This window comes from Luteimonas terrae, from assembly GCF_004358165.1.
GTDB classification, from domain to species: domain Bacteria; phylum Pseudomonadota; class Gammaproteobacteria; order Xanthomonadales; family Xanthomonadaceae; genus Luteimonas; species Luteimonas terrae.
Genome location: NZ_SMTG01000002.1, coordinates 1,017,658 through 1,036,023 on the forward strand (window position 1 = coordinate 1,017,658; position 18,366 = coordinate 1,036,023).

Consider the following 18,366-nt stretch of genomic DNA (forward strand, 5'->3'; position numbering starts at 1 on the left):
ATCAGGGTGAGGCGGTCGGTGCGTCCGTCGCCGGCGCATCGCCCGGCGGCAGCGCCTCCACCTCGTCGGCGTCGTCGATCGAACCGTCGACGCGCTCGATGCCCTGCAGACGCTCGTCCTTGGACACGCGCATCAGGGTGACGCCCTGGGTGTTGCGACCGACGCGGGCGATTTCCGACGCGCGCGTGCGCACCAAGGTGCCGCCGTTGGAGATCAGCAGCACCTCGTCGTGGTTGCGCAGCAGGACCGCACCGACCAGCGGGCCGTTGCGTTCGGTCGTCTGGATGCCGATGACGCCCTGCGTACCACGGCCCTTGCGCGGGTATTCCGACAGCGGCGTGCGCTTGCCGTAGCCGTTTTCGGTCGCGGTGAGGATGTAGGGAATGTCGTCGCCGGCACCGGTTTCGACCGCGACTTCGCCATTCGCCTCGACCACCAAGTCCTCGACGCTCTCTTCCGACTCGTCCTCGATGCCACCGGCGCTCTCGGCGACGATCAGGCTGACGACCTGCTCGCCCTTCGCCAGACGGATGCCGCGCACGCCACCGGCGGTGCGGCCCATCGAACGCACGCGATCCTCGCCGAAACGCACGGTCTTGCCATTGGACGCGAACAGCAGCACGTCGCGGTCGCCGTCGGTCAGCGCGACGCCGACCAGCGCATCGCCCTCGTCGAGGCGGATCGCGATCTTGCCGCGCGCCAGACGATAGGCGAACTCGGTCAGCGGGGTCTTCTTGACCGTGCCTGCGCGCGTGGCGAAGAACACGTACTGGCCGTCGATGTATTCGCGCACCGGCACCACGGCCTGCACCTTCTCGTCGGCTTCCAGCGGAATCCAGTTGATGATCGGACGGCCGCGCGCGGTGGGGCCGGCGTCGGGCAACTGGTGCACCGGCAGCCAGAACACGCGACCGGCGCTGGTGAAGGTCAGCAGCGTGTCGTGGGTGTTGACCAGCCACAGCTGCTCGATGAAATCCTCGTCCTTGGTCGCCGCCGCGTTGCGGCCCCGGCCACCGCGCTTCTGCGCGCGATAGGCGCTGACCGGCTGGCGCTTGACGTAGCCCGAGTGCGACAGCGTGACCACCACGTCCTCGGGCGCGATGAGATCGAGGATGTCCAGGTCTTCCTCGCTGGCGCGGATCTCGCTGCGGCGTTCGTCGCCAAACTCTTCCTTGACGTTGCGCAGCTCGGTGCGGATGACCTCCAGCAGCACTTCGGGATCCTCGAGGATCTCGATCAGGCCGCGGATCGTCTCCAGCAGCTGCTTGTACTCGTCGGTCAGGCGGTCCTGCTCCAGCCCGGTCAGGCGGTGCAGACGCATCTCGAGGATCTGCTGCGCCTGGGTATCGGTCAGCTGGTAGAAACCCTCGGACAGGCCCACGCCGTCGGGCAGGTCTTCCGGACGCGAGGCTTCCGCACCGCTGGCCGCGAGCAGCGCGCCCACCAGGCCGGCTTCCCAGCGCCTGCTGAGCATGCGCTCCTTGGCGACCTGCGGATTCTCCGAGGTCTTGATCAGCTCGATCATCTCGTCGATGTTGGCGAGCGCGACCGTCAGACCTTCGAGGATGTGGGCGCGGTTGCGCGCCTTGCGCAGCTCGAAGATCGTCCGGCGCGTGACCACTTCGCGGCGGTGACGGACGAAGGCCTCGAGGATCTGCTTGAGGTTCAGCAGCTGCGGGCGGCCTTCGACGATCGCCACCATGTTGATGCCGAACACCGACTCCATCTGCGTCTGCGAGTAGAGGTTGTTGAGCACCACCTCGGCCGAATCGCCACGCTTGATCTCGATGTAGATGCGCATGCCGTCCTTGTCGGACTCGTCGCGCAGCTCGCTGATGCCTTCGAGCTTCTTTTCCTTGACCAGCTCGGCGATCTTCTCGATCAGCCGCGCCTTGTTGACCTGGTAGGGAATCTCGGTGACCGCGATCGCCTCGCGGCCGTTGTCGGCGACTTCGACTTCCGCACGCGCACGCATGCGCACACGGCCACGGCCGGTGCGGTAGGCGATGTGGATGCCACCGACGCCGTTGATGATGCCGGCAGTGGGGAAATCCGGGCCCGGGATGAACTCCATCAGGCCGTCGATGTCGATCTCGGGATTGTCGATCAGCGCGATCAGCGCATCGACCACTTCACCGAGATTGTGCGGCGGGATGTTCGTCGCCATGCCGACCGCGATACCGGCCGAACCGTTGACCAGCAGGTTCGGGAAGCGCGTCGGCATGACCGACGGCTCGAGTTCCTTCTCGTCGTAGTTGGGCTGGAAATCGACGGTGTCCTTGTCGATATCGGCCATCAGTTCGTGCGTGAGGCGCGACATGCGCGCCTCGGTGTAACGCATCGCCGCGGCGGAGTCGCCGTCGACCGAACCGAAGTTGCCCTGGCCGTCCACCAGCAGGTAGCGCAGCGAGAACGGCTGGGCCATGCGCACCAGCGTGTCGTAGACCGACTGGTCGCCGTGCGGGTGGTACTTACCGATGACGTCGCCGACGATACGCGCCGACTTGAAGTAGGGCTTGTTGCTGTGCGCGCCCAGTTCATTCATCGCGAACAGCACGCGGCGATGCACCGGCTTGAGGCCATCGCGGACGTCGGGAAGTGCGCGCCCCACGATCACGCTCATGGCGTAATCGAGGTAGCTGCGGCGCATCTCGTCTTCGAGGTTGACGGGGATGATTTCTTTCGCGGAATCGACCATCTAGAGGGTTTGCATCCTGTCTGCGCGGTCCGGTTTTCCGGCGCCGGACACAGGGTACCGGCGCGGCGCGTACCGGCCGCCGGCAACGCGATCAAAACGACAGGAAATCATAGCACGAAAGCCGCCCTCGACGGGCGGCTTTCCAACGTCAAAACAAGGACTTGCGCGCATTCCGCGGCCCGATTTTCGCCCGATCCGCGCAATACCGGGCGCAAGCGTCCGTCGACAGCGCCGCGTGCGCGCGGTTCAGGCGTTGAACAGCGCCCGCATCGAGGCCGTGGTCGGGCGTTCGACGACGCCCTGCTGGGTCACGATCGCGTCGATGAGCTCGCCCGGCGTCACGTCGAATACCGGATTCCAGGCCTGGATGCCTTCGGCCACGGTGCGGCTGCCGCCGACGCCGAACAGTTCGCCCGGATCTCGCTGCTCGATCTCGATCAGATCGCCCGACGGCGTGTCCATGTCGACGGTCGACGACGGCGCGACGACCATGAACTTCACCCCGTGGTGGCGCGCGGCGATCGCGAGCTGGTAGGTGCCGATCTTGTTGGCGGTGTCGCCGTTGGCGCAGATGCGGTCGGCGCCGACGACGATCCACTGCACCGCGCCGGTCTTCATCAGATGCGCGGCCGCGGCGTCGGCGATCAGCGTCGCGTCGATGCCATCCTGCTGCAGCTCCCACACCGTCAGCCGCGCGCCCTGCAGCCAGGGACGCGTTTCGCCGGCGAAGACCTTGCCGATGCGGCCCTGCGCCATGCCTGCGCGGATCACGCCCAGTGCGGTGCCGAAGCCGGCCGTGGCCAGCGAGCCGGTATTACAATGGGTCATGACGCCGCTGCCCGGCGCGATCAGGTCCGCACCCAGCGCACCCATGTGCCGGTTCGCGGCCAGGTCTTCTTCCGCGATCGCCTGCGCCTCGCGCGCCAGCACCTCGCGCCAGTCCGCGCCCGAGGTCGCCAGCACCCGGCGCATGCGCGCCAGCGCCCAGGCGAGGTTCACCGCGGTCGGCCGCGCCGCGTTGAGCCGCTGCAACGCGGGCTCGAGCTTCATCAGCGCCGCTTCACCATTCTCCGCTTCGATCTCGCGCGCGCCGAGCACCGCGCCCCACGCCGCCGCGATACCGATCGCCGGCGCGCCGCGCACGGTCAGCGCATGGATCGCTTCGGCGACTTCGTCGCTGGTCGTGCAGGTGACGTGCTCGACCACGAACGGCAACTTGCGCTGGTCCAGCAGTTCGAGCGTGTCGCCGGTCCAGAGGATCGGGCGGATGTGGTCGTAGCGGTCGAAATCGAGGGGGGATGCGTTCATGGGGACATTGTAAATCGAGGCGGTTGGATTGCTGTCGGCAGGACTGGTTCGTTGTGGATCTGGACCAGCAGGGAGCGTTTCCAACGCACCGGGTCGCCGTCCTTCGCGCGAAAGCGGGAATTCTTGGATGCAGGGTTTGTCTTGCGGCTCTGGCTCTGGCTCTGGCTCTGGCTTGGCTTGGCTTGGCTTGGCTTCGGCTTGGCTTCGGCTTCGGCTTCGGCTTCGGCCTTTGACTTTGACCTGCGAGCCGTAAAGCGGGCCGAGCACTGGAGTCTGGCGCGGCCGTAGAGCAGCCCATGTCTGAGCGCAGCGAGTTTGGGCTGCGTGCCGCGGCAGGCGAAGCGCGCAGGAGACCGCCGCGGCTTCATGCGGCGGATCGCGTCCGGCGAAGGGACCTTTTGGTTTCTTTTGGGTCCCGCCAAAAGAAACTCGCACGCGCAGCGGGCGAAAGCCGTGCACTTGCGTTGGCATTTGCTCTTCGCTTTGAAAGCTTTGAAAAAGCAGGATCAAGATCAAACCCAAGGCTTCCGCACGCTTCGCGCGCGGCTTCCTTTTGTCTTGTCAAAAGGAAGCACGACAGCGCGTATGCGCTGGCGAACGGCGAAGCCGGCCCGAAGGGCGAACGCCGAAGGCGTGAGTCAAACCGCCTTCGCCGGACGCGATCCGATGCGATGAAGCCGCATCGGTCCCCTGCGCTTCTCGGCCGACGGGGCACGCAGCCCAAACTCGCTGCGCTCAGACATGGGCTGCTCTACGACCCCGTCGTCCTGCGATGCTCTGCTCGCTCTACGGCTCGATTGAAATCAAAGGCGTGAAGCCGAGCCAAGCCAAGCCAGAGCTAGAGTCAAGCCAAAGCCAGGCCTGAAGCCGGATCGAAATGGGTGCCCGCGTTAACAGACATGCCTCTGTTGAGAGCCGCAGGCATGACGACGATGCGTTTTGATGAGCTGCCGGAACCGCGCGAGCGACTACGCCCGCCCGAAATCGAACGCGACCACATCCGCGATCCGCCCCGTCCCCAGCATCGCCATCATCAACCGGTCCACGCCCAGCGCGACGCCGGCGCAGTCCGGAAATCCCATATCCAGCGCATCGAGCAAGGCTTCGTCGATCACCGGCAGATCAGCGCCACGCGAACGTCGGACCGCATGGTCGCGCTCGAAGCGGGCGCGCTGCTCCGCGCCGTCGGCGAGCTCGTGGTAGCCGTTGGCCAGTTCCAGCGCACCGAGATACAGCTCGTAGCGCTCGGCCACCGGCACGCCGTCGCGCTCGACCACACGCGCGAGCATGCATTGCGAAGCCGGATAGTCCTGGACCACGAGGATGCGGTCGTCGGGGTTCGCCGGCTGGATGCGATGGGTCATCAGCAGGTCCAGCCAGTCGTCGCGGCCGAGCCCTTCCGGATCGATCCGGACATCGCCGAGCGCGGCCTGCAGTTCGGCATCGGTGGCGGTCACCGGATCGAGACCGAGCGTGTCGAGATAGAGCGCGCGATAGCTCATCTGCACGACATCGGCGCGGCGTTCCACCAGCGCCAGTGCGCCCTGCACCAGCGCAACGGTCTCGTCGGCGAGCTGGAACTGGTCCCAGCCCACGCGATACCACTCCAGCATCGTGAATTCGGGGTTGTGTCGGCCGCCGGCCTCGCCGTCGCGGAACACGCGGCCGAGTTCGTAGCAGTCGCCGAAACCCGCGGCGAGCAGGCGCTTGAGCGGGAACTCGGGCGAGGTGCGCAACCAGCGCGTGCGCGACCCCGCCGAGACGTGGCCGCTGAACTGCGTGCTGAAGCTGGCGACATTGGGATCGGTATTGCCGGCCTGCGACAGCATCGGCGTTTCGACTTCGACGACGCCGCGCTCGGCGAAGAAGGCGCGCACGGTCGCGTTGAGTCGCGCCCGCAGCCGCAGCGTGTCGAAGGTCGCGGACGGTGCGTGTGCGGTCACGCGTGCTTCGCCAGAAACGCCAGCAGCTGCGCTTCGTCCCAGACCTCGACGCCGAGTTCCTGCGCCTTGGCGAGCTTGGAGCCGGCCGCCTCACCGGCGACAACCAGCGACGTTTTCTTCGACACGCTGCCGGCGATCTTCGCGCCCAGCGCCTCGAGTTGTTCGCCGGCCTCGTCGCGCGTCATCGCCTCCAGGCTGCCGGTCAGCACGACGGTCTTGCCATCGAGCGGCCCGCTGGCCTTGGCGACCGTCGCGGGCGCGGCGTCGAGCAAGCGGCGCATTGCCGCGTCCGTATCGCGCAGTTGCTGCAGTGCTTCGCGGTCCGCCAGATAGGCGGAGAGATTGTCGGCACCGGCCGTCGAGAGCCCGGCGCCGGTCCAGCCGCTGGCGTTCGCACGAAGCAGCGCATCGAGCGTGCCGTAGGTCTCGGCCAGGCGCTCGGCGCTCTTGCCGCCGAGCTTGTCGACCGGCAGCGCGACCAGCAGATGCGCCAGGCCCAGCCGCTCGCGCAGCGCGGCCGACGGCGGCGCCTCGTCTGTGAACGTGATACCGGCCGCGAGCAAGGCGTCGACGACCTCGACGTTGCCCGGCTGCTCGAAGAAGGTCGCGATCGAACGCGCGACTTCGCCGCCAATGTCGGGCAGCGCCTGCAGCAGGACCGCCGGCGTGGTGCGGACGAAGTCGAGCGTGCCCAGCCACTGCGCCAGGGATTTCGCAGTCGTCTCGCCCAGATGCGGAATGCCCAGCGCGAACAGAAAGCGCGGCAAGGTGGTGGTGCGGCTGGCATCGATGCCGGCCACGAGGTTCTCGGCCCATTTGGTCGCCAGCTTGCCGCTCGTATCGACGGCCAGATGCGCGCGCAGGAATGCGGCGTCCTTCCACGCGGGCATTTCTTGCGCGAGCACGGTCTCACCCTTGGCGTCGAGCGTCAGCGCACCCTTGCTGTCGGCAACCGCCTGCGCGAAGTCGGCCGCGGTCGCGGCATCGAGCGCGGTCTTCATGCGCACGAGGTCTTCGACCGTCAGCGCGAAGAGATCGGCCGGCGAATGCACGAAGCCGAACTCGACCAGCGCCTCGGCCTGCTTGTCGCCCAGGCCCTCGATGTCCATCGCGCGACGCGACGCGAAGTGGCGCACGGCCTCCTTGCGTTGCGCCGGACAGGTCAGCCCACCGGTGCAGCGCCAGGCCGACGCACCCTCCTCGCGCACCAGTCCGGACCCGCAGACCGGGCACGTCGCCGGCATGGTCCATTCGACGGTGCCGGCGGGACGCTCCGCTTCGATCACGCGCACGATTTCGGGAATCACGTCGCCGGCGCGGCGCACGATCACCGTGTCGCCCTCACGCGCATCGAGCCGTCGGATCTGGTCCTCGTTGTGCAACGTGGCATTGGTGACCGTGACGCCCGCGACCTGTACCGGCTCGAGTCGCGCAACCGGGGTGATCGCGCCGGTGCGGCCCACCTGCACTTCGATCGCGCGCAGCACGGTGGACTGTTCCTGCGCCGGAAACTTGTGCGCAAGCGCCCAGCGCGGCGCACGGGACACGAAGCCCATCGTTGCCTGCTGGTCGTAGTCGTCGAGCTTGTAGACCACGCCGTCGATGTCGTAAGGCAGCGCGTCGCGGGCCTTGCCGATGCGCCGGAAATACGCGATCAGGCCGTCGAAGCCGGTCGCGGTGTCGACTTCGGGCGCGATGGGAAACCCGAAGTCGCGCAGCATCGCCAGCGTCTGCGAATGTGTTTCCGGCAGCTCCAGCCCGCGCACCTCGCCGATCGAGTATGCGAAGAAGGCCAGCGGACGACGGCGCGTGACCGCGGGATCGAGCTGGCGCAACGAACCAGCCGCCCCGTTGCGCGGATTGGCCAGCAGCTTTTCGTTGTTGTCGAGCGCCTTCGCGTTCCAGGCCTCGAAGGCCTTGCGCGGCATGTAGATCTCGCCGCGCACTTCCAGCACCGCCGGCGGCGGCGTGCCGGTGTCGCGCAGCTTCAGCGGCACCGCGCGCACCTGGCGCAGGTTCGCGGTGACGTTCTCGCCCGTGGCGCCGTCGCCGCGGGTCGCGCCCTGCACGAACACGCCGTCCTCGTAGCGCAGGCTGATCGCCAGACCGTCGAGCTTCGGTTCGACCGAAAACACCGGCGCAGCGATGTCGAGCTTCTGTTCGATACGGCGTTCGAAATCGGCGACCTCGGCGTAGCGTGCGCGGTCGTCGGCGTCCTCGGCCACATCCGCGGTCTCGAAGGCGTTGGCCAGCGACAGCATCGGAATGACGTGGCGGACCTCGGGAAAGCCGCCGTCCGGTCGCGCGCCCACGGTCCGCGTCGGCGAGTCGTCGCTGGCGAGGTCGGGATGCGCGGCTTCCAGCGCTTCGAGCTCGCGCATCAGCGCGTCGTAGTCGGCGTCCGGGATCGATGGATCGTCGAGCACGTAGTAGCGGTGGTTGGCGTCTTCGATCCGCGCACGCAGCTCGGCGACGCGGTTGGCGGGAGATGGCTTGGACATGCGTCGAATTGTAGGGCGGCGGGGTCGTCGCGCGGCTCACGCGCGCGCCGCTCGTCGACCTGGCCTTCCCCGGCTTGCACGGGAGGATTGGGCGGGGACACGCCATCACACGCGTCGGAAACCGATACGCCGCGATGTCGCCAGAGATTTCGCCCGAGATGTCGCCGTGCCGCGGCCGGACCGTTCGCCCCCATCCCATCCTTCCCCCGTGGACGGGGGAAGGCGCAGGTCCGTGACGTCGTTGAATCGATCGTGCGTACGCGAGACTCAGCCGGTTCGCTCTCGGGCCGCGTAACAGAGCTCCAGCCGCGCTTCGAGCGCGCCGCTGTCAGTGCGGCTCACACGCCGTCCGCCACAAAGACCTTCCAGGGCGACAGCGAGTGCACGTCCGCACCGCTGTCGTAGACCTCGCGCGCGCCCAGACCTTCGACCAGCAGCCGGGCGCTGCGGTCGAGGTCGTGGACGACGAAGGTCAGATGGCTGATGCCGATGATCGACATCGCGCCGGTGTCACCAGCGCGGGCTGCGCGTCACCGGCGGGACTTCATGCTCGCGGTCCCAGCTGCGCAGTTCGTCGCGCAGGCCGGCGATGCGCTGGCGGCCCAGCGCGTTGCGCTGTTCGTCCAGCAGCACGCCGTCGAGCAGTTCAGCCATGCGTTCGGCGGTGGGCAACATCGCGTCCCAGGCATCGAGAGCGCGGACCGGCGCCGGCAGGGTCAGGAAGAACGCGATCGCCGGCGTTTCGAGGGTCTGGATCTCGCCCATGTCGAAGCTGCCGGGACTGCGGATGTTGGCGACACTGAAGATCGGGCCGCGCTCGGGGTGCCCGTCGACGAGACGGTGGAAGACGTTCATGTGGCCGTAGGTCAGACCGGTCTTCTCGGCGGCGACGACGATATCCGGGCCGCGCAGCACGTTGCCGGCACGCGCGGCGATATACAGGGTGACGATCTTGTCGAAGTCGTCTGTGTTGCGCTTGCCCAGTTCGCTGTTCGGCGAGACGGCGCCGACGGTCTGGTCGAGCAGGTCCATCTCGGCCTGCACGGCATCGGTATCGCCTTCGGCGCGCGGAACGCCCGCTTCGCCGAGATCCTGTTCCAGCTGCGCGCCGAGCGTGGGCTCCAGACGCTGCTCGCGCTCGTCGTTGCTGACGACGCGACGTCCCTGGCCGTTGCGCGGCCGGGTGCCGAAATACCACATGGCGATCATCAGCAGACCGCCGGCCACGAAGATCCCGATCCGCAACATCCACTCGTCGGTCATTCGCGCAGCTCTCCTTCAGGGTCGTTCATTATGCGCACGCGATGTGCACGTGGGCATGAGGACCGCGCGGGGTTGCCCACGCGGTCGCGGCACATGATGACAGGGCTCAGGCGGCGCCGGCCAGTCGCGCGGCCTCGGCGAGGTCGACCGACACCAGACGGCTCACACCCGGCTCGCGCATGGTCACGCCGCTGAGCTGCGAGGCGGCTTCCATCGTCGCCTTGTTGTGGCTGACGAACAGGAACTGCACGGCCTCGCTCATCTCCTTGACCATGGCGGTGAAGCGGCCGACGTTGGCCTCGTCGAGCGGCGCGTCCACCTCGTCGAGCAGGCAGAACGGCGCCGGATTGAGCTGGAAGATCGAGAACACCAGCGCGACCGCGGTCATCGCCTTCTCGCCGCCGGACAGCAGCGAGATGTTGGACACGCGCTTGCCCGGCGGGCGCGCCATGATCGCCACGCCCGTGTCGAGCAGGTCGTCGCCGGTCAGCTCCAGATACGCGTGGCCGCCACCGAACAGGCGCGGGTACAGCGCCTGCACGCCGGCATTGACCTTGTCGAAGGTGTCCTTGAAGCGGCCGCGGGTCTCGCGGTCGATCTTGCGGATCGCCTCTTCCAGTGTCTCGAGCGCCGAGTTGAGGTCGGCGTCCTGCGCGTCGAGGTACTCCTTGCGCTGCGCAGCCTCGGCATGTTCGGCGATCGCCGCGAGGTTGACCGGCTCCAGGCGACGCAGCCGCGCGTCGAAATCGGTGACCGTCTTCTCCCAGTCCTTGGCGTTCGCCGCATCGTCGAGGCCGTTCAACACGTCCTCGACGACGAAACCGGCCTCGACCACCTGGGCAGCCAGCTGGTCGGCGGCGATCACCAGCGCCTGCTGGTCGAGCCGGCGCTGGCCGATGGCCTCGCGCTGGGTCAGCGCCTGCGCGTCGCGCTGCTGGCGGACCTGTTCGAAAGTGCGCAGTTCGTTGTCCACGCCTTCCAGCGCGGAGCGGGCCTCGGCCAGCGCGCGCTCGGTGCGGACGCGCTCTTCCAGCGTGACCTGGCGCTGCTGCTCCAGCGTGTCGACCGGCGAATCGCCGCTGGCGAGCTGGGCGGAGAGTTCGCCGAGGCGATTGTCGATCTGCCCGCGCTGGCCGCCCATGCGCGCCAGCGTCTGGGTCAGCGAGGTGATCTGGGCGCGCTGCGATTCCAGCGTCAGCGCCAGTGCATGCGCGGTATCGCGCGATTCACGTGCGGCGGCGCGCGCCTGTTCGCGGGCCTCGCCCAGATTGCGGCGCTCGGCTTCGAGCGCGGACCGCGCGGCTTCCAGTTCGGCCATACGATCGACGGCGTCTTCCAGCCGCACGCGCGCCTCGGAGGTCTGCTGTGCGGCGTCGTCGAGGGTCTCGTGCAACTGCGCGAGATCGGCATCGATGCGTTCGAGGCGGTTGCGCGCGGCTTCCACCCGGCCCTGCTGGCTCTGCACCTGGCCGGCGAGCTCGGACACGCTGCGATGGGCGACGTACAACGCGCGCTGCGCTTCCTCGCGCTGCTGCTCGACGCCGAGCAGCTGTTCGCGGCCCTGCGCGATGCGCGATTCAAGCGACTGCTCCTGTTCCTGCAGCGTCGCGATCTCCTCGCGCAGCGACTGGATTTCGCGCTCGCGCAGCAGCGCACCCTGCTTGGCCGCGCCCGAGCGCGACACGCGCACCCAGCCCGCGCCCAGTCGCTCGCCGCTGCGGGTGATCACCGAATCGCCGTCGCTCAGGCCCGCCTGCAGCGCGCGCGCTTCGGCGAGGGTTTCGGCCACGTGCAGGCGCGCAAGCAGGCGGCGGATCGCCAGCGGACCCTGCACCTTCGCCGCCAGCGAGGTCGACGGGAAGGTGTCGCTGCCGGTCTCGGCCGAGACCAGCGCCAAACGGCTCTCGCCGAGTTCGCCCAGCGCATCGACCAGGTCGGCCGGCACGCCGTCGCCCTCGACCAGCACGCCTTCAATCAGTTGGCCCAGCGCGCTTTCGACCGCGAATTCCCAGCCCGATTCCACGCGCAGCTTCTCGCCCACGCGTGCCGATGAATCCAGCCCGCGCTGGCGCAGCCACTCCACCGCGGCGCCCTGCTCCTGGCCGAGCGCAGCATTCTGCAGCGTCTCCAGCGAGGCCAGACGGCCGCGGGCTTCCTGCGCGCGCTTGCGCACGCCCGACAGCTCTTCCTGCGCGGCGCGCTGTGCGTCCTGCAGATCGACGGCGGCGGCCTTGCGCGTTTCGAGGTCGTCGCCAAGCGTGTCCAGCGCCGCTTTCTGCTCGTCGTGGCGGATCTGCAGGTCGGAGAAGGCCTCGCTCAATGCATCGAGATCGAGACCGGCGCGTTCGGACTGCAACTGCTCGCGGCGGCGATCGGCTTCGAGCGCCTGCTTGTCGAGGTAGTCGACGCGGGTGCGTTCGACGTCTCCGGCACGGGCCGCCTCGCCCTGCTCGCGGTTGTGCGCTTCCCAGCGCGACTGCCAGTCGCCGAGCGCGGTTTCGGCGTCGCGCAGCGCGTCCTGGCGCACCGCGTCGTCGTCCTGCAGTTGTTCCAGACGCGGCTCGGCGTCGGCGATGCTCTCGTGCAGCGTATCGAGGCGCAGCTGGTCCTGGTCGATGTGCTGGCCGATCTCGGCCAGCTGCGCCTGCGCCTCATCCCGGGCCTTGAGCAGGCGCGCGGACAGTTCACGCTGGTGCTGGATCTGCTGCTCGAGCCGCGCCAGCGCACCGCTGACCTCGTAGCTCTCGGCCTGCGCGCGATTGAGGCCTTCGCTGGCCTCGTGGCGACGCTCGCGGCCGGTCTCGATCTCGCGTTCGGCCTCGCGCTGCTCGGCGATGATCTGCTCGAGCTTGGTCTCTTCCTGCGCCAGACCCTCGCGCAGCGCGCGCAGGCGCGAATCGAGCGTGCGCCATTCCAGCGCCTTCCACTCGGCATCGCGGATACGGCGCTCGGCCTGGATCGCGGTGTACTGCTCGGCCTGTTTCGCCTGCCGCGCGAGATGCTGCAGCTGCTTGCCCACTTCCTCGCGCAGGTCGCTCAGGCGGTCGAGGTTCTCGCGGGTATGGCGGATACGGGTCTCGGTCTCCTTGCGGCGCTCCTTGTACTTGGAGATGCCGGCCGCTTCCTCGAGATAGACGCGCAGTTCCTCGGGCTTGGCGTCGATGACCTGCGAGATCATGCCTTGCTCGATGATCGAGTAGCTGCGCGGGCCCAGGCCTGTGCCCAGGAACAGATCGGTGATGTCGCGGCGGCGGCACTTGGTGCCGTTGAGGTAATAGCCGCTCTGCCCGTCGCGGCTGACGGTGCGCTTGACCGAGATCTCGTTGAACGCGGCGTACTCGCCCTGGATCGTGTGGTCGGAGTTGTCGAACACCAGCTCGACCATCGCCTGCGACACCGGCTTGCGCGCCGTGGAGCCGGCGAAGATCACGTCGGTCAGCGAGTCGCCGCGCAGGCGACTGGCCGAGGACTCGCCCATGACCCAGCGCACCGCATCGATGATGTTCGACTTGCCGCAGCCGTTGGGCCCCACCACGCCGGTCATGTTGGTCGGCAGGTGCAGCGTCGTCGGATCGACGAAGGATTTGAAACCGGCGAGCTTGATGGTGGACAGGCGCATGCGGGCGTCGGTGGCCTCTTGGCGCCTGTGCGGCGCGATGGATGACGAAGTGCGTATCACGCGTTACGCGAGGTCATCACCGCAAGGGATTGATTCCACAAGGATGAAACGCCGCTAGCGCGCGCAAGCGACCAGTATAGCGACGCACGGGCGCGCCAACAGGGTTCGGCAGCCGCACGCCTCCTGACGCCCGTCGCTCCGGCGGATTCCCACAGACGCACGTCTGGTCACGCGGGAATCCGGTGCCTTCTCGCAAATCTTGCGACTGGAAGCCGCTGGATGCCCGCGTCGCCCGGAGCGACGGTGAGATGGTGCGAGCGGCGCTCATCCGGGCGGGATGCAGCGGAGCCTCAGCAGGCCGATGACACCAGTCGCGCACCTGTCTCGACATCGAAGGCATGCACGCGCCCGGCAGGGATCGACAGCGGCAACGTCTCGCCCGGCACCGGCACGCGATCGGGCGGCAGGCGCGCGATCAGGGCGTGGCTGCCCAGGCGCAGGTTGACGAAGACTTCGCTGCCCACCGGTTCCACCACTTCGACCACCGGCGACAGCGACGCCTCGGCCTCGCTCGCGGGCAGCAGGTGTTCGGGGCGGATGCCCAGATCGACCGTGCGGCCGTCCCAGCCGGCCGGGAATCCGGCATCGCCGAGCGCGAGCGTGATGCCCTCGCCCGCATCGAAGCGCCAGCCGGCCGCGGTCTGCGCCAGCGTGCCGCGCAGCACGTTCATCGCCGGGCTGCCGAGGAAGGTCGCGACGAACAGGTTGGCCGGCTGCTCGTACAGCGCCATCGGCGTGTCGATCTGCTGGATCTGGCCGTCCTTGAGCACCACGATGCGCTGGCCCAGCGTCATCGCTTCGATCTGGTCGTGGGTGACGTAGATCATCGTCGTGCCGAGCTTGCGGTGCAGGCGTGCGATCTCGACGCGCATGCCGCTGCGCAGCTTGGCGTCGAGGTTGGACAGCGGCTCGTCGAGCAGGAACACCTGCGGCTGGCGCACCAGCGCCCGGCCCAGGGCGACGCGCTGGCGCTGGCCGCCCGACAGCTGGCCCGGCTTGCGGTCGAGCACCTTGTCCAGTTCGAGCACCTGCGCCGCCTCGGCAACGCGCGCGGCGATGTCGGCCTTGGCCTGGCCGCGCAGCTTCAGGCCGAAGGCCAGGTTCTCGGCCACGCTCATGTGCGGATACAGCGCGTAGCTCTGGAACACCATCGCGATGTCGCGGTCCTTGGGCGCCACGTCGTTGACCACGCGATCGCCGATGGTCAGCGTGCCGTCGCTGATCGCCTCCAGCCCCGCGACCATGCGCAACAGCGTCGACTTGCCGCAGCCCGACGGGCCCACCAGCACCAGCAGCTCGCCGTCGGCGACCTCGAAGCTTGCGCCTGCCACACCCACGTAACCGTTGGGGTAGACCTTCCGTACCGCGTCGAACCGCACCTGTGCCATGCACGCTCCCAGTGTGTTGCCTTGTCGCCCGTCGATCGCATCGTGCCGCGCTCGCAGTGAAGGTGCGACGGCATGCGATTGCGCTATTCTGGCATGTAATCGTTTTCAATCCAGTCGACGGCCGTGCGGGAGGCACACCGTGGTGCAAGCAGTGATCGGATCCATCCGCCTGGGCCGCGTTGCGCCCGCGTCAGATGACAGCGCTGGACACGCACCTCGCGGTTTCCGGTTACGGTGCACGTTGCGATCTGGACGTCTCCAGCGACACACTCCGTGATCACCCATCCTGAACCCGAGGCGGCCCCGGCGCCCATGCACGATTCCCTGCTGCTGTTCGGCGCCACTGGCGACCTCGCGCAACGCTATCTCTTCCCGTCCCTGCTGCACCTGCTGCGCGACCGGCTGCTGCCCGACAACTTCCGGGTGATCGCGATCGCCCGCAGCGAGCACGACGACACCAGCTTCCGCACTTGGCTGCGTGAACGCCTGGGCGACGACTACGAGGCCGCGCAGCTAGACGAGCTGCTGCGGCGCGTGCAGTACGTGCCGGTCGACCTGAGCGACGCCGACTCGATGGCCGCCGCGCTGTCGCGTTTCGCCGATCGCCCGACGGTCAGCTATCTGTCGACGCCGCCGAACCTGTTCGCTTCCGCCTGTCGCGGCCTGAAGGCCGCCGGCCTGCTGGAAACGCCGTCGCGTCTGGTCCTCGAGAAGCCGATCGGCCACGACCTGGCCAGCGCGCAGGAAATCGACGCGACGCTCAAGTCCGCACTCGACGAGTCGCGGATCTTCCGCATCGATCATTACCTCGGCAAAGCGCCGGTGCAGAACCTGCTCGCGCTGCGCCTGGGCAACACGCTGTTCGAGGCGACGTGGGAACGCCGCTGGATCGAGTCGGTCGACATCATCGTCGCCGAGACCGCCGGCGTGGACGGCCGCGAGGGTTACTACGCCGACTATGGCGCGCTGCGCGACATGGTCCAGAACCACATGCTGCAGCTGCTGGCGCTGATCGCGATGGAGCCGCCCGCGGCAATGGACACCGACAGCATCCGCGAAGAGAAGAAGAAGGTCCTGCGCGCGCTGCGACCGATGTCGGCTGCCGACGCGGACGCCGACAGCGTACGCGGCCGGTACACCGCCGGCGTCGTCGACGGCCAGGCGGCCAAGGGCTTCAACCATGGCGGACACGAGGACGTCGAGACCTTCGTCGGCCTGCGCGCGTGGATCGACAACTGGCGCTGGGCCGGCGTGCCGTTCCGCCTGGTCACCGGTAAGCGCATGCCCTCGCGCACGACCGAGGTCGTGGTGACCTTCAAGCCGGTCACGCACTGGCTGTTCGGGCCGGGCGAGCGCAAGCGCGCGCGTGCCAACCAGCTGCGCGTGCGCCTGCAACCGGAGGAGACGATCGAACTCGGCCTGATGGGCAGCCTCGCCGCGTCCGAATGGGCGGCCAACGAGCTGCAGCCGATGTCGCTGGACCTGGCGATGCTGCCGCCCAAGCGCCGCATCGCCTACGAGCGCCTGATGATCGACGCGCTCAAGGGCGACCAGACCCTGTTCGTCCGCGACGACGAAGTCGAGGCCGCCTGGCGCTGGATCGACAGCGTCAGCGCCGCGTGGCGCGAAGCCGGCACGCCGGTGCGCGACTATCCGGCGGGCAGCTGGGGTCCGGCCGAGGCGCAACCGTTCCTGCCGCGCACGCTGACCACGCACAACGGGCGCAAATCGTGACCGGTCCGCTTGCCCTGCTGGCCGACATCGGCGGCACGAATGCGCGCTTCGCGCTCGCCGACACGACCAGCCCGACGCCGTTGCAGCTCGAGACCGTGCAGATCTTCCCGGTCGCCGACTTTCCTTCGCTGGCCGACGCCGCCCTGCACTACCTCGACGGGATCGGCCACGACGGCCACGGCAAGCCCGATGCCGCGATCGCCCGGGCCGTACTCGCGGTCGCCGGCCGCGTCGACGGCGACGATGCGCGCATCACCAACCACCCCTGGGTGATCTCGCGCACGCGCACGCAACAACGGCTCGGCATCGACGACGTCGTGCTGACCAACGATTTCGCGGCGCAGGCCATGGCCATTCCGCTGCTGCAGCCCGGCGATTTCAGCGCCGTCGGCGGCGTGCCGTGGTCGGTGCCCAAGGACCCCGATGGCCCCTGCACCTACGCCGTCATCGGCCCGGGCACCGGGCTGGGCGTCGGCGGTCTGGTGATCCGCGACGGCCGGCATTACCCCCTCGAAACCGAAGGCGGCCACGTCAGCTTTCCGCCGGGTACGCCCGAGGAAACCGCAATCCTCGAACGCCTGTCGGCGCAGTTCGGTCGCGTCTCCAACGAGCGGCTGATCTGTGGCCCGGGCCTGGTCAACATCCATCGCGCACTGTGCGAGATCGCCGGCGTCGATCCGGGCCCGATGCAGCCTGCCGACATCACCGCGCGCGCCGCGGCCGGCGACGCGCTGTGCGGCCGCGCGGTCGACGTGTTCTGCGCGGTGTTCGGCGCGATCGCGGGCGATCTCGTGCTCACGCTCGGCGCCTGGGACGGCGTGTTCCTGACCGGCGGGCTGGTGCCGAAGATGCTCGATTCGATCCGCCATTCGGGTTTCCGCCAGCGCTTCGAACACAAGGGCCGGTTCTCGCCGAACATGGGCCGCGTGCCCAGCGTCGCGGTGCTGCACCCGCACGCGGGCCTGCTGGGCGCCGCGGCGATCGCCGCACGCAGGGCCGCGGCATGAGCCCGACCGGCGCCGCCGCCTTTGGCATCTCCGGCGGAATCGGCGACGATGGGCGCATGCAGCTGCACGCCTACGAATCGGCGACCCAGTGGACCTGGGGCGCCGCGATCGCCATCTCGTCCGCGCTCGCACGCGATCTGGAGCAGAACGCGCGTGCGCGGCTGCTGCTCTCGGGCGGCAAGACGCCCGGCCCGGTGTATGCGGCGCTGTCGAAGTCGCCGATCGCCTGGGACCGCGTCGACGTGGCGCTGGTCGACGAGCGCTGGCTGCTGCCCGACGACCCCGACAGCAACGCGCGCCTGCTGCGCGAATCGCTGATCCAGAACAAGGCGCAGAAGGCGCGGCTGGAGACGATCACCCGCGCCGGACGTCCCTTCGACGAGGCGATCGCCACCGCCAACCTGCACGCGCGTCAGCCGGCGGGCGTGGTGGTGCTGGGCATGGGCGACGACGGCCACACCGCATCGCTGTTTCCAGGCATGGTCGATCTCGAAGGCGCGCTGTCGGCGAGTTCACCCTATGTCGGCGTCGATGCCGGCGGCAGCCCCGGCGCCGGCAACTGGCAGCGCCGCATCAGCCTGACGCCTGCGGGCCTGGCGCCCGCGCACACGCGCATCCTGCTGATCCGCGGCGAAAAGAAGCGCGCCCTGCTCGACCGTCTGCTGCAGAGCGACGATGCCACCGAGTTCCCGGCCCGCATCGCCTTCACCACGCCGGGCGCAAAACTGCACGTCCACTGGTGCCCGTGAGTCGGGCAGCCGGTTTCCGCTGCGGCCCGCCCGCAGCATCGCGCGCCCGTCTCCGCGGCGCATCCGCCCTGCCCCCGGGCGCCCCTCCGTCTCATT

The 18,366-nt window shown here is 68.6% G+C and carries 11 protein-coding genes; 3 read left to right on the forward strand and 8 right to left on the reverse strand.

What is annotated here, in order from left to right; genetic code table 11:
• Position 1: 1 nt before the first annotated feature.
• The 8 genes from gyrA to E2F49_RS04925 form a co-directional block, all read right to left on the reverse strand.
• Positions 2-2,698, reverse strand: coding sequence for a DNA gyrase subunit A (gyrA, locus tag E2F49_RS04885; protein ID WP_133392833.1), 2,697 nt, complete (start codon positions 2,696-2,698; stop codon positions 2-4).
• A gap of 246 nt (positions 2,699-2,944) precedes the next feature.
• Positions 2,945-4,006: an S-methyl-5-thioribose-1-phosphate isomerase gene (mtnA, locus tag E2F49_RS04890; RefSeq protein WP_133392834.1), complete on the reverse strand. Its 1,062-nt coding sequence runs from the start codon at positions 4,004-4,006 to the stop codon at positions 2,945-2,947.
• A gap of 968 nt (positions 4,007-4,974) precedes the next feature.
• On the reverse strand, positions 4,975-5,949 hold the full coding sequence (epmA, locus tag E2F49_RS04900; protein ID WP_133392836.1) for an EF-P lysine aminoacylase EpmA: 975 nt from the start codon (positions 5,947-5,949) through the stop codon (positions 4,975-4,977).
• Positions 5,946-8,450, reverse strand: coding sequence for an NAD-dependent DNA ligase LigA (ligA, locus tag E2F49_RS04905; protein ID WP_133392837.1), 2,505 nt, complete (start codon positions 8,448-8,450; stop codon positions 5,946-5,948). Before ligA ends, epmA begins: the two co-directional genes overlap by 4 nt.
• 338 nt (positions 8,451-8,788) lie before the next feature.
• Positions 8,789-8,950: a VOC family protein gene (locus E2F49_RS16710; protein WP_279487116.1), complete on the reverse strand. Its 162-nt coding sequence runs from the start codon at positions 8,948-8,950 to the stop codon at positions 8,789-8,791.
• A gap of 10 nt (positions 8,951-8,960) precedes the next feature.
• The gene (zipA, locus tag E2F49_RS04915; RefSeq protein ID WP_133392838.1) at positions 8,961-9,713 is read right to left on the reverse strand and encodes a cell division protein ZipA; all 753 of its coding nucleotides are present in this window, start codon (positions 9,711-9,713) and stop codon (positions 8,961-8,963) included.
• A gap of 106 nt (positions 9,714-9,819) precedes the next feature.
• Positions 9,820-13,332 carry a chromosome segregation protein SMC gene (smc, locus tag E2F49_RS04920; protein ID WP_133392839.1) on the reverse strand — a complete coding sequence of 1,171 codons (3,513 nt, stop codon included), beginning with the start codon at positions 13,330-13,332 and terminating at the stop codon, positions 9,820-9,822.
• 350 nt (positions 13,333-13,682) lie between these two features.
• Positions 13,683-14,780 (reverse strand): ABC transporter ATP-binding protein, encoded by a 1,098-nt coding sequence (locus tag E2F49_RS04925; RefSeq protein ID WP_133392840.1) that lies wholly within the window; start codon positions 14,778-14,780, stop codon positions 13,683-13,685.
• 312 nt (positions 14,781-15,092) lie between these two features.
• On the opposite strand from E2F49_RS04925, the gene zwf reads away from it, so the two are divergent.
• From zwf to pgl, 3 genes are read left to right on the forward strand one after another with little or no spacing between them, the layout of a single operon-like run.
• A complete protein-coding gene (zwf, locus tag E2F49_RS04930) occupies positions 15,093-16,514 on the forward strand; it encodes a glucose-6-phosphate dehydrogenase (protein WP_133392841.1) in 1,422 nt (473 codons plus the stop codon).
• A complete protein-coding gene (glk, locus tag E2F49_RS04935; protein WP_133392842.1) occupies positions 16,511-17,521 on the forward strand; it encodes a glucokinase in 1,011 nt (336 codons plus the stop codon). Before zwf ends, glk begins: the two co-directional genes overlap by 4 nt.
• Positions 17,518-18,270: a 6-phosphogluconolactonase gene (pgl, locus tag E2F49_RS04940; protein ID WP_133392843.1), complete on the forward strand. Its 753-nt coding sequence runs from the start codon at positions 17,518-17,520 to the stop codon at positions 18,268-18,270. The genes glk and pgl overlap by 4 nt, the downstream gene beginning before the upstream one ends.
• The last annotated feature ends 96 nt before the right edge of the window (positions 18,271-18,366 follow it).

What these genes read in the sequence shown, in the direction of transcription:
- gyrA (WP_133392833.1), bottom strand. Translation starts at nt 2,698, where the DNA reads ATGGTCGATTCCGCGAAAGAAATCATCCCCGTCAACCTCGAAGACGAG.
- mtnA (WP_133392834.1), bottom strand. Translation starts at nt 4,006, where the DNA reads ATGAACGCATCCCCCCTCGATTTCGACCGCTACGACCACATCCGCCCG.
- ligA (WP_133392837.1), bottom strand. Translation starts at nt 8,450, where the DNA reads ATGTCCAAGCCATCTCCCGCCAACCGCGTCGCCGAGCTGCGTGCGCGG.
- E2F49_RS16710 (WP_279487116.1), bottom strand. Translation starts at nt 8,950, where the DNA reads ATGTCGATCATCGGCATCAGCCATCTGACCTTCGTCGTCCACGACCTC.
- zipA (WP_133392838.1), bottom strand. Translation starts at nt 9,713, where the DNA reads ATGACCGACGAGTGGATGTTGCGGATCGGGATCTTCGTGGCCGGCGGT.
- smc (WP_133392839.1), bottom strand. Translation starts at nt 13,332, where the DNA reads ATGCGCCTGTCCACCATCAAGCTCGCCGGTTTCAAATCCTTCGTCGAT.
- E2F49_RS04925 (WP_133392840.1), bottom strand. Translation starts at nt 14,780, where the DNA reads ATGGCACAGGTGCGGTTCGACGCGGTACGGAAGGTCTACCCCAACGGT.
- zwf (WP_133392841.1), top strand. Translation starts at nt 15,093, where the DNA reads ATGCACGATTCCCTGCTGCTGTTCGGCGCCACTGGCGACCTCGCGCAA.
- pgl (WP_133392843.1), top strand. Translation starts at nt 17,518, where the DNA reads ATGAGCCCGACCGGCGCCGCCGCCTTTGGCATCTCCGGCGGAATCGGC.